This window comes from Stenotrophomonas koreensis (assembly GCF_001431525.1).
Taxonomy (GTDB): Bacteria; Pseudomonadota; Gammaproteobacteria; order Xanthomonadales; family Xanthomonadaceae; genus Stenotrophomonas; species Stenotrophomonas koreensis.
The window spans coordinates 1-14,280 of sequence record NZ_LDJH01000019.1; the positions used below are offsets into that span (position 1 = coordinate 1).

The 14,280-nt window shown below is 66.8% G+C and carries 13 protein-coding genes; 3 read left to right on the forward strand and 10 right to left on the reverse strand.

The window, feature by feature from the left end; translation table 11 throughout:
* Window positions 1-21 precede the first annotated feature (21 nt).
* The 10 genes from ABB25_RS11125 to ABB25_RS11170 all read right to left on the reverse strand — a co-directional run bounded on the left by ABB25_RS11125 (window position 22) and on the right by ABB25_RS11170 (window position 9,818).
* Window positions 22-1,467: a tetratricopeptide repeat protein gene (locus ABB25_RS11125; RefSeq protein WP_057666805.1), complete on the reverse strand. Its 1,446-nt coding sequence runs from the start codon at window positions 1,465-1,467 to the stop codon at window positions 22-24.
* Entirely contained in the window at window positions 1,464-2,456 is a 993-nt protein-coding gene (locus ABB25_RS11130; RefSeq protein ID WP_083488277.1) for a vWA domain-containing protein, read from the reverse strand. Before ABB25_RS11130 ends, ABB25_RS11125 begins: the two co-directional genes overlap by 4 nt.
* Window positions 2,453-2,905: a DUF4381 family protein gene (locus ABB25_RS11135; protein WP_057666807.1), complete on the reverse strand. Its 453-nt coding sequence runs from the start codon at window positions 2,903-2,905 to the stop codon at window positions 2,453-2,455. Before ABB25_RS11135 ends, ABB25_RS11130 begins: the two co-directional genes overlap by 4 nt.
* The gene (locus ABB25_RS11140) at window positions 2,905-3,813 is read right to left on the reverse strand and encodes a DUF58 domain-containing protein (protein WP_057666810.1); all 909 of its coding nucleotides are present in this window, start codon (window positions 3,811-3,813) and stop codon (window positions 2,905-2,907) included. The genes ABB25_RS11135 and ABB25_RS11140 overlap by 1 nt, the downstream gene beginning before the upstream one ends.
* Window positions 3,810-4,820 (reverse strand): AAA family ATPase, encoded by a 1,011-nt coding sequence (locus ABB25_RS11145; protein ID WP_057666813.1) that lies wholly within the window; start codon window positions 4,818-4,820, stop codon window positions 3,810-3,812. Before ABB25_RS11145 ends, ABB25_RS11140 begins: the two co-directional genes overlap by 4 nt.
* Window positions 4,821-4,929: 109 nt before the next feature.
* Window positions 4,930-6,786 (reverse strand): type IV pilus secretin PilQ, encoded by a 1,857-nt coding sequence (locus ABB25_RS11150; protein WP_057666815.1) that lies wholly within the window; start codon window positions 6,784-6,786, stop codon window positions 4,930-4,932.
* 20 nt (window positions 6,787-6,806) lie between these two features.
* A complete protein-coding gene (locus tag ABB25_RS11155; protein ID WP_057666817.1) occupies window positions 6,807-7,331 on the reverse strand; it encodes a pilus assembly protein PilP in 525 nt (174 codons plus the stop codon).
* A 2-nt stretch (window positions 7,332-7,333) separates the two neighbouring features.
* Window positions 7,334-7,990, reverse strand: a complete 657-nt coding sequence (locus ABB25_RS11160; protein ID WP_057666819.1) for a type IV pilus inner membrane component PilO — start codon at window positions 7,988-7,990, stop codon at window positions 7,334-7,336.
* Complete coding sequence (locus tag ABB25_RS11165) at window positions 7,987-8,760, reverse strand: PilN domain-containing protein (protein WP_057666822.1); 774 nt, start codon at window positions 8,758-8,760, stop codon at window positions 7,987-7,989. The genes ABB25_RS11160 and ABB25_RS11165 overlap by 4 nt, the downstream gene beginning before the upstream one ends.
* Window positions 8,760-9,818 (reverse strand): pilus assembly protein PilM, encoded by a 1,059-nt coding sequence (locus ABB25_RS11170; protein ID WP_057666824.1) that lies wholly within the window; start codon window positions 9,816-9,818, stop codon window positions 8,760-8,762. The genes ABB25_RS11165 and ABB25_RS11170 overlap by 1 nt, the downstream gene beginning before the upstream one ends.
* A 217-nt stretch (window positions 9,819-10,035) precedes the next feature.
* Between ABB25_RS11170 and ABB25_RS11175 the strand changes: the two genes are divergently transcribed.
* The 3 genes from ABB25_RS11175 to ABB25_RS11185 all read left to right on the forward strand — a co-directional run.
* Window positions 10,036-12,441 carry a penicillin-binding protein 1A gene (locus ABB25_RS11175; protein WP_057666826.1) on the forward strand — a complete coding sequence of 802 codons (2,406 nt, stop codon included), beginning with the start codon at window positions 10,036-10,038 and terminating at the stop codon, window positions 12,439-12,441.
* A 43-nt stretch (window positions 12,442-12,484) separates the two neighbouring features.
* Complete coding sequence (locus ABB25_RS11180) at window positions 12,485-13,093, forward strand: hypothetical protein (RefSeq protein WP_057666828.1); 609 nt, start codon at window positions 12,485-12,487, stop codon at window positions 13,091-13,093.
* Window positions 13,094-13,222: 129 nt separating this feature from the next.
* Window positions 13,223-14,280, forward strand: a 1,058-nt coding sequence (locus tag ABB25_RS11185; RefSeq protein WP_057666829.1) for an ISL3 family transposase, incomplete at its 3' end; no start/stop codon positions are given.

Sequence of the window (14,280 nt, forward strand, 5' to 3'; positions counted from 1 at the left end):
TGCCGCATCCAGCGCCTGGGCTTAGTCTTGCTTGTCCTGCTGCTCGTCCGCTTCGTCCATTGGCCCGGCCTGCTGGCCCTGCTGGCCCTGCTGGCCCTGTTGGCCCTGTTGGCCCTGTTGGCCCTGCTGACCTTGCTGACCTTGCTGACCTTGCTGACCTTGCTGACCTTGCTGACCTTGCTGACCTTGCTGACCTTGCTGGCCTTGCTGGCCGCGTTGACGCTGCAGTGCTGCCGCCACGGCGGCGCGGTTGACGCGCGCATCGTCAAATCCGGGCTGCAGCGCCAGGGCGCGGTCATACGCGGCCAGGGCCTGTTCCAGCTGCCCTTGCCTGGCCAGCGTGTTGGCCAGGTTGTAGCGCCCAATGGACGACTCGTCGTCGACGAAGGCGGCATGTGCGGCGGCAAAATCGCCGGCCCGATAAGCCGCCACGCCGTGCTGGCGCTGCTGGTAGGCGCTCTGCTCGCGACGCTGCCACCAGCCATCGTCCGCCGCCTGCGCCGGCGCAACCATAGCCAATGGCAGCAGCACGGCCAACACCGCCACCAGCGCGCCGCGCTGCAACGACGGCAACAGCAACAGCAACACCAGCGGCAACAGCCAGAACCCGTCATCGCGGCGCAGCGTGCGGGTGCCCGGCGCCTCCTGCCCGGCGGGCAGGTCGGTGCCGGCCACCGGCGTCAACAGACCCAAGCCGCGCAGGTCGGCCTGATCCAGCGCAATCGCCCGAGCGCGGCCACCCCCGGCGCTGGCCAGCGCAGTCAATCCGGCGCCAATGCCGTCCGCACGTACCGCCAGCACCGACACCCGCCAGCCCTGCGCGCGGGCGGTGGCCGCAGCACGCACCGCCGCAGCATCGGCATCGGTGGCCAGCAACAGGATATGCCCGTGCGCCAGCCCGTTGCCCTGCAGCAACGCGGCGGCACGGGCAATGGCCAGATCGGCGCGCTGGCCGTCCTCGGGCATCACCGTCGGCGCCAGCGCATCCAGGTACAGCGCGATATTGGCGCTGTCTTCGGTCAGTGGAACCACCTCGTAGGCATCGCCGGCGTATACCAGCAGCGCCGTCTCTCCCTCTACCCGGGCTGCCAGCAGTTCGGCCAGTTTGCTGCGCAGGCGCAGCAGCCGGCTCGGCGCGACATCGTCCTGGTACAGCGCGCTGGAAAGCTCTACCGCCAGCACCAGGCCATCGCGGCTGCTGCCCACCGCCTGCGGGCTGACACCCCAGCTCGGCCCGGCCAGCGCGCAACAGCCCAGCAGCCAGGCCAATGGCAGACGCCAGCGGCCAGCCCGCCGCTGCCGCGCCGGGACCAGCTGCGCGGGCAGCAAATGTGCATCGACGACCGCACTCAAGCGCTGGAGCCCGTCGCTGCGCCGGTAGTGCCACCAGCACAGTGGCAGCAACAGCAGCAGCAACCACAGCGCCTGTGGGCGCAGCAATACCGGCAACAGGGCCTGCAGGCTCATTGTCGCCCCCGCAGCAGCACGGCCAGGGCCAGCAGGGCCAGCGCCGCTGCCAGCCAGGGCGGGTAACGCTCCAGCCGTAGCCGTTGCACCGCCGCCGCCACTTCCACCGGCTCCAGGCCATCAATCCGCGCATAGATGCCGGCCAGCTCATCACTGTTGCGCGCACGGAAGAACTGGCCGCCGGTGAGCTGCGCCATCTGGCGCAGACTCTCCTCATCCAGGCTGTTGCGGGCCGACGGCAGCGACAGCCCGAACAGGCGCCGGCCGCCCTCCCCGCCAAAGGCAATGGTGTAAATCCGCACCCGGTCATGGGCGGCCAGTTCAGCGGCCTTGCGCGGGTCGATCACCCCGGCGGTGTTGACCCCGTCGGTGAGCAGGACCAGTACCCGCTGCCCCTGCTGCTGGTTGCGCAGGCGCTTGACTGCCAGCGCCACCGCATCACCAATGGCGGTCTCCTGCCCGGCCAGGCCGACCACCGCATCGGCCAGCTGCGCGCGCACGCTGTCCAGATCCCGCGTCACCGGCGCCATCACATGGGCCTGTTGGCCGAACACCACCAGGCCAACCTGATCACCGCGGCGCCGGGCCAGAAAATCGTCCAGCACCGCACGGGCGACCACGATGCGCGCGGCCGGTCGCCCGCCCAGGCGCATGTCCACCTCGCTCATGCTGCCGGAAAGGTCCAGTGCCAGCATCAGCTGCCGGGTCTGGACCGGCGGCTGTTGCGGCGGCCCATACTGCTGCGGGCGTGCCAGCGCCACACACAGCAGCGCCCATGCCAACCACAACACACTGCGCCAGACCCAGCCTCCACGCGTTGACGATGCCGTCCGCGCCAGCGGCCATGGCACCCGCAGCGCTGCTGCTGCCCTTCGGCGCGGCGGCAACAGCAACAGCAAGGGCGGCAGCAGGCACAACGCCAGTGCCCAGGGCCAGGCCAACGCATCCGGCCACCACGACAGCCACTGGCCGGGCAACCAGGCGCTCACCGGCCCACCATCACGGCGATGAAGCGCTGCCTGGCCAATGCACAGGCCAGATCGGCCTGCTGCTGGTCCAGTTGCCGCCGATAGCCGCCTTCGGCCAGCAGCTGCAACGCCCGGGCATCGACCTTGCGCACGCCCTGGGCCAACCAGCGCTGCCAGGCCTCGCCCGCCAGGCTGGCCGCAGCCGGCTGCTGCGCCAGGGCCGCGCGGCGCAGCAGTTCACTGGCCCGCCGCACCCGCTGCAACGGGCAGCCTGCCTGCGCGAGGGCGGCATCGAAATGTTGTTGCCATTGCCTGCGACGGCGCCACACCAGCAGCTGCCACAGCGCCAGACCGGCAAGCAGTACCAGCAGCGCCAGGGCCAGCAGCCACCAGCCCGGTGCCGGCGGCCACCAGGAAGGTGCAGGGCCCAGCTGCACATCGCGCAGCACCAGTGCGGACACCCCGGGCATCAGGCCACCCGGGCCAGCGCCGACGGCAGCCAGCCATCGGCAGCGTCATCGCTCATCAGCCGGTGCACGTGCATGCCGGCCACCGGCATGGCCTGCAGCCGGCGCAGCGGCAGCAGGAATTGCTCGACCCACTGCTGGCGGATGCGCGGCTGCGAAAAATCGACCCACTGCTGCCCGTCCAGCCCGGACAGATGCAAGGCCGTGGCTGGCGGCTCCAGCTCCAGCGCATCGAACACCAGCAGCAGATGCAGCTGCAGATGGCGGCTGCAGGCCTGCCATACCGTCGCCGGTACCTGCGCGGCGCGGCTCACATCGGTGATCACCACCAGGTTGCCGGCACGGCACAGGCGCGCGGCCTGCTCCAGCTGTTTCACCAGCGTGCCCGCCGGGGTCTGCGGCGCTTGCGCATACAACTGCACCAGGGCCTGCAGCACCCGCATCACCGCCGGTTGGCCACGCCCGGCCTGCAACGGCACAGCACTGGTGGTATCGAGCAGGGCCAGGCGGTCGCCTTGTTGCTGCGCCCACCAGGCCGCCGCGGCGCCCACACGCGCCGACTGCACCGATTTCAAGCGTTGCCGGGTACCGAAGAACTGCACCGGCTGCGGATCGACCAGCAGCAGGCAGACACGGTCGCGTTCGGCCTCGAAGCGCTTGGAATACAGCTGCCCCGAGCGCGCAGTGACCCGCCAGTCGACATGCCTTGCCTCGTCACCGGCCACGTAAGGACGTGAATCGGCGTAGTCCATGCCACGCCCGAGCGGACGGCTGGCGCGTTGGCCCGGGCGGGTCGCAGCGCGTGGCTGTCGCCGCGCCCGCTGGCGCACATCGGCGGCCAGCGCGACCAGCTCGGCCAGCTGCGGCTGCAGCCCATCGCCACTGGCCAGCGCATGCGGCAGCCGGCTCACGGCAACGGCACCCGGGCCAGCAGCGCATCGACCAGGGCCGGACCATCAACGCCGGCCGCCTGCGCCGGGTAGCTGGGCAGCACGCGGTGGCCGAGGACATCCGGCGCAAGCGCGCGTACATCCTCGGGGATCAGGTAATCGCGGCCGGCCAGCCACGCACGCGCCCGGGCACAGCGTTCCAGCGCGATGGTGCCGCGCGGGCTCGCGCCCCAGGCAATCTGTCCGGCCAGTTCCGGGGCGTAGCGTCCGGGGTCACGCGTGGCCAGCACCAGCTCGACGATATAGCGCTCCAGCGCAGGGGCCAGGTGCAGGCTGGCCACTTCCTCGCGCGCCTGCTGCAGCACGTCCAGGTCAATACAGGCCGCGGCATTGACCTGCAGGGCCGCACCATCGCCGGCACGTGCCTGTTGCAGGATCCGCAGCTCGGCATCGGCATCGGGGTAGCCGATGCGCACCTGCATCAGGAAGCGGTCCAGCTGCGCCTCGGGCAGGGCATAGGTGCCTTCCTGCTCGATCGGATTCTGCGTGGCCATGACCAGGAACGGGGCCGGCAACGGCCAGCTGCGTCCGCCGACACTGACCTGACGCTCGGCCATCGCCTCGAGCAGGGCCGATTGCACCTTGGCCGGCGCACGGTTGATTTCATCGGCCAGCACCACCGGGTGGAACAGCGGGCCGGGGACGAACTCGAAGCGTCCCTGGTCCGGGCGCCAGATCTCGCTGCCGGTCAGGTCGGCCGGCAGCAGGTCCGGAGTGAACTGGATGCGGGCGAAGCCGGCCTGCAGGTGCAGGGCCAGCACCCGGATGGCGGTGGTCTTGGCCAGGCCGGGTGCCCCTTCCACCAGCAGATGGCCATCGGCGAGCAGCGCAATCAACAGGCGTTCAACCAGCGCCTTCTGGCCAATCACACGCTGCTGCAGGCACTGCGACAGCACGACAAAACGCTGCTGGGTGGTAGAGGTGGTGCCGGCCGGCGGCGTTGTTGCAGGGGGAAAGTTTGGTTCCATGCCCGTCAGTTTGCATCAAAGCGCCGGCGGCATCATGCGCCTGCGCCCACAATGGACAAGGGCCGCTCATGGCGGCCCTTGTCCGTTACCGCCTGTACCCAGGCCAGACTTACTTGCTTACGCGCAGGATCTTCGGGGTCACGAAGATCAGCAGCTCGGCCTTGTCCTTGCTGCGGCCACGCTGCTTGAACAGGTTGCCCAGGAACGGCACATCACCCAGGAACGGCACCTTGGCGACGCTGGAACGGTCGGAGAACTCATACACGCCACCCACCACCACGGTCTGGCCATCCTCGACCAGCACCGCGGTATTGATCTCGCGACGGTTGATCGAAGGCACGGTGCCGTAGTTGGGCAGGTTGATCAGCTGGTCAACCTCGTCCTTCTTGACGTTCATGTTCAGGAACACGCGGTTGTCGCTGGTGATGGTCGGGGTGACCTTCAGCTCCAGCAGCACTTCCTTGAACTGCACGTTCGGCGTGGCCTGGCCGCCACCGGCGCCGCCACCGGTAATGGTGACATAACCGATTTCCCGACCCTGCTTGATCACGCCCTCACGCTGGTTGGCAGTGACGATGCGCGGGTTGGAGATCACCTCGCCACGGCCCTCTTCCTGCATGGCAGTCAGCTCCATGTCCAGGCTGAAGTTGGCACCCAGCAGGGTGTAGGCCAGGCCAGCGGCCGAGGTCGCCGCCGAGGGCAGGTTGAAGTTCAGCCCGTTGTTGGAACCGATCCCGTTGGCGATGGTGCCATTGGTATTTTCCAGACTGCCACCGATTGCCTGGGTACGGTCGCCCTGGCGGCGGCCCTGGATGCCGAAACGTGCACCGAGATCGCGAGCGAAGGTGTCGTTGGCGATGACGATACGGCCCTCGATCAGCACCTGGTCGACCGGACGGTCGATCACGTCGATCAGCTCGCGCATCGCCGCGATCTTCTTCGGGATGTCGCTGATCATCAGCGTGTTGGTGCGGTCATCGGCGACCAGACGGCCACGCGGCGACAGGAAGCCGTTGTCGGTCTGGCTGCTGCCTTCGCCGCCACTGCCGCCACCAATGCCCTTGGCCTCGGTCAGCGCCTTGAAGATCTGGCCGGCGTTGTGGTAGTTGATCTGCACATAGTCGGTGACCAGGCCCTCGCGGTTTTCCAGCGCGATGCGGGCATCTTCCTTGTCCTGCTCGAACTTGGCCAGTTCAGGCTGCGGTGCCACCCAGATCACCCCGCCTTCGCGGCGCTTGTCCAGGCCCTTGGCACGCAGCACGATGTCCATGGCCTGGTCCCACGGCACATTGACCAGGCGCAGGGTGACATTGCCCTGGACGGTGTCCGAAGCCACCACGTTGAGGTTGGATTCCTCGGCAATCAACTGCAGCACGGTGCGCACCGGCACGTCCTGGAAGTTGAAGGTCACCGGGCGGCCGCTGTAGCCGCGGGCGGCCACCGTGGCGGCGGCCTGGGCAACGGTTGCGGCGGTCACCGAACCGGTGGCCACCTCACCGGCACGCGGTGCGATCTCCACCACATACTGGCTGCCGGTCTGCCAGGCCAGCGAATCGACATCGCCGCGTGTGGCCAGCACCAGCTGGGTGCCGTTGCCGGAAGGACGCGCCTCGATGCGCTGCACCGGAGTGGCGAAGTCTTCCACGTTCAGGCCACGCTGCAGTTCCGGCGGCAGCTGCGCATTGCCGATGTCCACGACCACCTGGCCGTTGCTGCTGCGCAGGTCCGCAACAGCACCGTCGCGGTCGAACTGCAGCACCAGACGGCCACTGCCGTCCTCGCCACGGTTGAAGTCCACCTTGGTCACCGCCAGCGAAGCCGGTGCCTGCAGCTGGACACCCGCCACTGCTTCGGTCGCAGCGAAAGCTGCACCGTGTGCGGCGGCCAATGCGATCCCCAACGCACCGGCGCGCAACAAGGGCGAGCGCCGGAAGGGACGCAGGCTCTGGGCTTTGATAAAAGTCATCGTGCTATCCCCTACTGAATTCATTGATCATCAAGAGCGATGGAAGCCGGGCGTTCAAGCCAGCCGCCCGCACCATCGGGCACCAGCTCGACCAGCTCGATGCGATCCTCATGCACGGAGGTCACACGGCCATCGCTCTGTCCCATGTACATGCCCGCACGCACCCGGTAGGTGACCTTGTCCGGCCCCAGCACCAGCGCAACCAGACCTGCGCCACTGCCGATGCTGCCGACCATGTTCAGGCCATCGAGCGGGAAGGATTCCATCGGTTCCTTGCGACGATTCGGATCCGGACGCAGGCCGCCATTGCCCGACTCGCTGATCCAGCGGTCAGAGAACGGATCACGCAGGTTCTGCGCCGAATATTCAAAGGATTCGAACTGCTGCATCACCGGCAGCGGATCCAGCGGCGGAGCAGGACGTGCACGCACTTCCTCGACCCAGCTGTTCAGATTCGGGGCATCACCCGGTGTGCTGCTGATGCTGCGGCCGCAACCGCTGAGCAGACAGACCGCAGCAATACCGGCCATGGCGGCCTTGAGCATACTCACTTGGCCCCCTTGGCCGCATCGGCCGCCTGCTGGTCATCCATTTCTTGCTCGTCCAGATAACGGTAGGTCTTCACCGTGCCATCCAGTACCAGGGCGCCATTACGGCTGATCACACCACCGCGTTCGTGCGGCTTGAGATTGATGTCGTGCATGGTCAGGATGACCACACGCGGCAGCGAGGCAACGCCACTGACGAAGGCACCGAACTGGTGGTAGCTGCCAACCATGCGCAGCTTGATCGGCTTTTCAGCGTAGAACTCACGCGGCACTTCCACGCCCGGCTGGAACAACTCGTTGTTCAGGCCGCTGGACAGCGCGGTCTGCGACACGTCGATGATCAGGTCCGGCATCTCGGTCTTGCTCGGCAGCTGGCGCAGCATCTGCTGCAGCACCTGCTCCATCTGGGCCAGCTGCTGCTTCAACGGTTCCAGGTTGACCGCGCGGCCCTGCTCCTTCTCGAAGTCGGCACGCAGCTCGACTTCCTTGCGCTCCAGGCCAGCCAGCTCTTCCTGCTGGCCACGGAACACCAGCAGGTAGCCCATGATCACGATGAACAGCGCCAGCACCACACAGAACACCACCTTGGCGTTCTGTGGCCAGTTGCCGATGTTGTTGAAATCCAGCTCGTTGATGTTGAATTTTTTCTGGCTCACGAGTCCGCTCCCGTGGTGGCAGGCGCAGCGGCAGGCTGGGCGGCATCAGCGGCCGGGGCGGCCTTGTCCGGGGCCGGCGGCACCGCTGCCGGTTCGGCGGCGGCATCGCTGGCATCGTTGACCGTCTGGGCAGCGGCGGCGGCAGTCTCTTCCACCATGCCGGCCTCTTCCAGGCGCTGCGCGTCGATTTCCTCGCTGCTCGGGTTGGGCAGGTTGACCTTCAGCTCGAACATGTAGGGCAACGCCTTGACATCGACCACTGCGCTGCCTTGCGCGCTTTCCTGCGCCTTGGCTTCGATGATGGTCAATTCCGGGCTCTTCATCCAGCCGGAGCCCTCCAGGTTGCGCATGTAGGTACTGACCCGGGCATTGGACTGGGTACGCCCGGACAGGGTCAGCACATCGCCCTCCTGCTTGATGCCGGTCAGCACCACCCCGTCAGGGATGGTCCGTACCAGCGAATCGAACAGGTGCACCATCTGCGAGCGCTTGGCCTGCAGTTCCTCGATCACGGCCTTGCGTGCGAGCAAACGGTCGCGCTGGGTATCGAGCCGGTCGATCTCTTCGTTCTGCTTCTTGACCTCGGCAATCTTCTGGGTCAGGAAGTCGTTGCGCGCATGCTGGCCGGTGATCTGGTTGCTGTAGTAGAACCAGATCAGGCCGGTGAGCAGCACACCACCCACGGCAGCGGCACCGAGCATGCCGTAGAAATCACGCTGGCGTTGCTTGCGCCGCTCGGCACGCCAGGGAAGCAGGTTGATCCGTGCCATCAGTCAAAGCTCCTCAGTGCCAGGCCGGTGGCGATCATCAGGGCCGGGGCATCCTGGTTCAGCGCATGAGCCTGCACCTTCGGCCCCAGGGTCATCTGCGCCAGCGGGTTGGCCACGATGGTGGGCACGCCCAGCTGCTCTTCGACCATCGCCGTCAGGCCCGGCAACACCGCACAACCGCCGGCCAGCACGATGTGGTCGACCCGGTTGAACTCGCTGCCCGCATAGAAGAACTGCAACAGGCGGCTGATCTGCTGGACGGTGGCTTCCTTGAAGGGCTCCAGCACCTCGACCTCGTAGGTTTCCGGCAGCCCGCCCTGGCGCTTGGCCAGGCCTGCCTCCTCGTAGGACAGGCCATAGCGGCGCATCACCTCGTCGGTCAGCTGCTTGCCACCAAAAACCTGCTCGCGCGAGTAGATGCTGCGCCCGCCACGCAGGACGCTGAGCGTGGTCATCGTGGCACCGATGTCGACCAGCGCCACCACCCCATCGGGAGTGACCGGCAGTTCACTGGCCACCAGCGCGAAAGCGTTTTCGACCGCAAAGGCCTCCACGTCCATCACCTTGGCGGTCAGGCCAGCCAGTTCCAGCGCACTGGAGCGCAGCTCGACGTTCTCCGAGCGCGAGGCCGCCAGCAGCACCTGGACCATGTCCGGGCTGTTGGGCATCGGGCCGAGGACCTCGAAGTCCAGGCTCACTTCGTCGATCGGGTACGGAATGTAATTGACCGCTTCCAGTTCGACCTGGGCTTCCATCTCGTGCTCATCCAGATCAGCCGGCATCGGGATGATCTTGGTGATCACCGCCGAACCGGCCACTGCCGCAGCGGCGTGCTTGGCCTTTGAACCAGAGCGGGCCAGTGCGCGACGGATGGCTTCGCCGACAGCCTCGACTTCAACGATGTTCTTTTCCACCACGGCGTTGGGCGGCAACGGCTCAACGGCATAGTGATCCACACGAAAACGATTTCCATTGCGGCTCAGCTGCAACAGCTTGACCGCAGTAGAACTGATGTCGACGCCGAGCAACGGCGACTGACTTTTCGGGATAAGCCCCACGGATTCTCCCCTGCCGACGGGCACTTGGACGCAACACTTGCGCCTGCGCATTAATAACGAAGTTTTTGCATTTGGCAACAACCTTCAGTCCAAGTTGTGTGAGCGATCACGCCCACCCACCGGGAAAGCCCCAAGTTGTTCACGGCCCAAACCCCGTCAAGGCCGCCCCTAATCTATACTCTGCGGCTTGCTAATTCGCAAATCGGATGTGCCTGTGATGGTCAGCTTTCGCCGTATCCTGCGCTGGTCTGCCGTGCTGTGCCTGGTACTCGGGGCAGCCGCGGCCATCGCGCTTGCGGCCTTGTATACCAAGGTTTCCGCCGAACTCCCCGACGTCCAGACCCTGCGTGACATCCAGCTCCAGGAACCGATGTACGTGTATGACCGCCAAGGGCAGTTGATGGCGGTATTTGGCGAGGCCCGGCGCAGCCCAGTGCGCATCGAGGAGGTCCCGGAACGGCTCAAACAGGCCTTCCTGGCCACCGAGGATGCCCGCTTCTACGAACACGGCGGGGTCGACTACAAGGGCATCGCGCGCGCGGTCTGGCTGCTGGCCACCACCAGCAACAAGCGCGTACCGGGTGGTTCGACCATCACCCAGCAGGTCGCCCGCCAGTTCTACCTGAGCTCCGAATACAGCTATACGCGCAAATTTGCCGAGATCCTGCTGGCACGCAAGATCGAGGCCGAGCTGAGCAAGGATGAAATCTTCGAGCTGTACCTGAACAAGTCCTTCTTCGGCAACCGCGCCTATGGCGTGGCGGCGGCGGCGGACTATTACTACGGCAAGTCGCTGGACCAGCTGGACCTGGACGAGATGGCCTCGCTGGCCGCCATTCCCAAGTTCCCCTCCGCTGCCAACCCGATCTCCAACCCGGTGCGCGCCCGCGAACGTCGCGACCATTACGTGCTGCCACGGATGGCCGAGCTGGGTTTTGTCAGCCAGGCCGAGGCTGCCGCGGCCATGGCCGTGCCGATGCACGCCAGCCCGCATGAGCCGCCGGTCGAAGTCGAGGCACCTTATGTGGCCGAAATGGTGCGCCAGGAAATGATCAGCCGCTATGGCGAGGACGTGCTCAACCAGGGCTACAAGGTCTACACCACGGTTGACGGCCCGCTGCAGACCGCCGCCAACACCGCGGTGCGCGATGGCCTGCACCTGTACGACCACCGCCATGGCTGGCATGGGGTGGAAAAGAAGGTCGCACTGCCGGCCGGCGCCGAGCCCGCAGCCATCGCACGCGAGCTGGCCGGCATCAGCGCCCAGGCCAGCCTGCTGCCGGCCGTCATCAGCGCGGTGCACAGCGACGGCCGCGCCGAGGCCGTGCTTGCCGATGCGCGGGTGATCACCCTGGATGCCGCCTCCAGCCGCTGGACCAACCGCACCCCGGCGCGCCTGCTTGAGCGCGGCGACATCGTGCGCGTGCGCGCCGGCGACAAGGACGGGCAATGGCTGCTGGACCAGGTGCCACGCGGGCAGTCGGCCCTGGTCTCGCTGGAAGCCGATACCGGCGCCCTGCGCGCCCTGGTCGGCGGCTACAGCTTTGCCGGCAACAAGTTCAACCGCGCCACCCAGGCGCGCCGCCAGCCCGGCTCAAGCTTCAAACCGTTCGTGTATGCGGCCGCCTTTGACAAGGGCTTCAACCCCGGCTCGATCGTGCTCGACGCGCCTGTGGTGTTCCGCGACCGCCGCGGCAAGACCTGGCAGCCGCAGAACGATGGCGGTGGCTTCCGCGGTCCAATGCGCCTGCGCGAGGCCCTGGTGCAGTCGCGCAACCTGGTCAGCGTGCGCATGCTCGACACCATCGGCGTCGAGTTCGCCCGCAACTACATCAGCGAGTTCGGTTTTACCCTGGACGAACTGCCGCCAAACCTGTCGATGTCTCTGGGCACGGCATCGGTGACGCCACTGTCGGTCACCCGTGGCTTTGCGGCCTTCGCCAATGGCGGCTCACGGATCGACCCATGGTTCATCGAGCGGGTGGTTGACCGCAACGGCGCGCAGGTATTCCAGCACACCCCGCTGGTGGCCTGCCGCGGCTGTGGCGGCCGCACGGGCACCAGCAGCGCACCGGTCAGCCAGGTGGTTGATGGCTTCAACTTTGGCGATGCACCGCAGCCGGCAGCCACCGCCAGCCAGGCCCCGGCCGCCGTCCAGCCCACGGCGCAGACTGCACCGCGGGCGATCGATGAGCGCACCGCCTGGCAGCTGCACTCGATGATGCGCGATGTGGTCAAACGCGGTACCGGCGCCGCCGCGCGCAGCCTGGGACGCGAGGATGTGGGCGGTAAAACCGGCTCGACCAACGATCACCGCGATGCCTGGTTTGCCGGTTTCGGCGGCCCGTTGGCGACCGTGGTCTGGGTCGGCCGCGATGACTTCCGCTCGCTGGGCTACCGCGAATACGGCGGCAAGTCGGCACTGCCGATCTGGATCGACTACATGCGCGCTGCCCTGGCCGACGCGCCCCAGAACCTGCCCGAGCCACCGTCCGGGATGGTGGAAACCGTGGTCAACGGCGCAACCGAATGGGTCAAGGTCGAAGATCTCGATCGTCTGCAGGAGCAGGATTTCTTCAGCGATACCGCAGCCCCCGACGACAGCGCCTTCGATATTTTCTGAGCCCGGCTGCGCCGGCAGCCACCGGCCAGCGGATTGAACCGCCATGTCCGCCAAGCATCGCCAACGCCAGCAGGCCGCCGAACTGGCTGCACGCCATATCCGCCAGGGCGGGCTGGATATGGCCAGTGCCCGGCACAAGGCGGCAAGGCAGCTCGGCCTGGACCTGCGTGAAGGCAATGCCGGGCTGCCTTCGGCCAGGGAAATCGAACAGGCCCTGGCGACCCAGCTGGAACTGTTCGGTGCCGACGACCGTGGCGACAACCTGCAGCGCAAGCGCCTGGCCGCCGCCGAGGCGATGGCTGCCCTGCAGCAGTTCTCACCGCGGCTGTGCGGCGCGGTACTGGATGGCAGCGCCCAGCACCAGGACCCGGTAGTGCTGCACCTGCATGCCGACAGCCCCGAAGAGGTCGCCGTATTCGTGCATGAGCAACAACTGCCGGCGCGACTGGGCAGCGCCCGCCTGCAGCTGGCCGATGGTCAGCACACGCTTGCCTGCTGGAAACTGGTGGTCGATGACACCGCCTTCGAGCTCTGGGTACTGCCTTCCAGCGCATTACAGCATCCACCGCGGCAGCCGCTGGGCCATGCCGCCCTGCCCCGCGCCAGCCTGAAACAGCTGCGGCAACTGATCGCCAGCACTGACGGCGGTTGACTTCTTGCCGCTGCCGAGCGCAGCCGGCCTGCAGCACCCACAAACAAAAGGTTCATCGCAGATCAGCGTGGAGCTTTTCCCGGTTGCGCTTACCCTTGAGGCCTGATTTCAGTGCTCAAGGGTGAGGTCATGCTGGATCGGAAGATGATTGCCGCGCTGGGCGGCTGGGAAGGCTACCGGGTACAGCGCATCGTCTGGCCCAGCGACGGCAGCCGGACAGTCACCATCCACCTTGTGCCCACGGCCCGCAGAATGCATTGCGAGCAATGCGGCAGCCGCTGCCGGCAGGTGCATGAAACCAGTCTGCGTCGTGTCCGGGAGCTGCCGTTGATGGCGTTGCAGGTAACCCTGGTGGTGCCGCGCCGACGGGTATGGTGCGAGCAGTGCGGGGGGCCGCGCCTGGAAAAGCTGAGCTGGCTGGGGCGCTATCAACGGGTAACAAACCGCCTGGCCGAGGCGGTCAACCAGTTGCTGGCTTCCAGCAACATCCTGGCCACCGCGCGCTTCTTCGGGCTCGGCTGGCATACGGTCAAGGCGCTGGACAAGGCCTGGCTGCGGCAGAGCGTGGTCGCGCCGGACTGGAGCCGGATCCACTACCTGGCCATGGATGAGTTCGCCCTGCACAAGGGACATCGTTATGCCACGGTGGTGGTCGACCCGATCAGCCGCCAGGTGCTGTGGGTCGGTAATGGCCGCTCACGCGAGACTGCGCGGACCTTCTTCGAGCAGCTGCCTGCCGGCGTTGCCGGGCAGATCCGGGCGGTGGCGATCGACATGACAACCGCCTATGAGCTGGAGATCAAGGCCCACTGTCCCAATGCCGAAGTCGTCTACGACCTGTTCCATGTCGTGGCCAAGTACGGCCGCGAAGTGATCGACCGGGTGCGTGTGGATCAGGCCAATCAACTGCGCCAGGACAAGCCCGCGCGCCGGGTGATCAAGTCCAGCCGCTGGCTGCTGCTGCGCAACCGGAGCAACCTGGATCCACGCCAGACGGTGCAACTGGATGAGCTGCTACAAGCCAACCAACCGCTACTGACCGCCTACCTGATGCGCGATGAGCTCAAGCGGCTGTGGTTCTACCGCCACCCATCCTGGGCCAGGAAGGCTTGGATCCACTGGCTGGAACAAGCCCAAGGCAGCGGCATTGCGACCCTGGAGCACTTCGAGCACGACACCACGGCTCA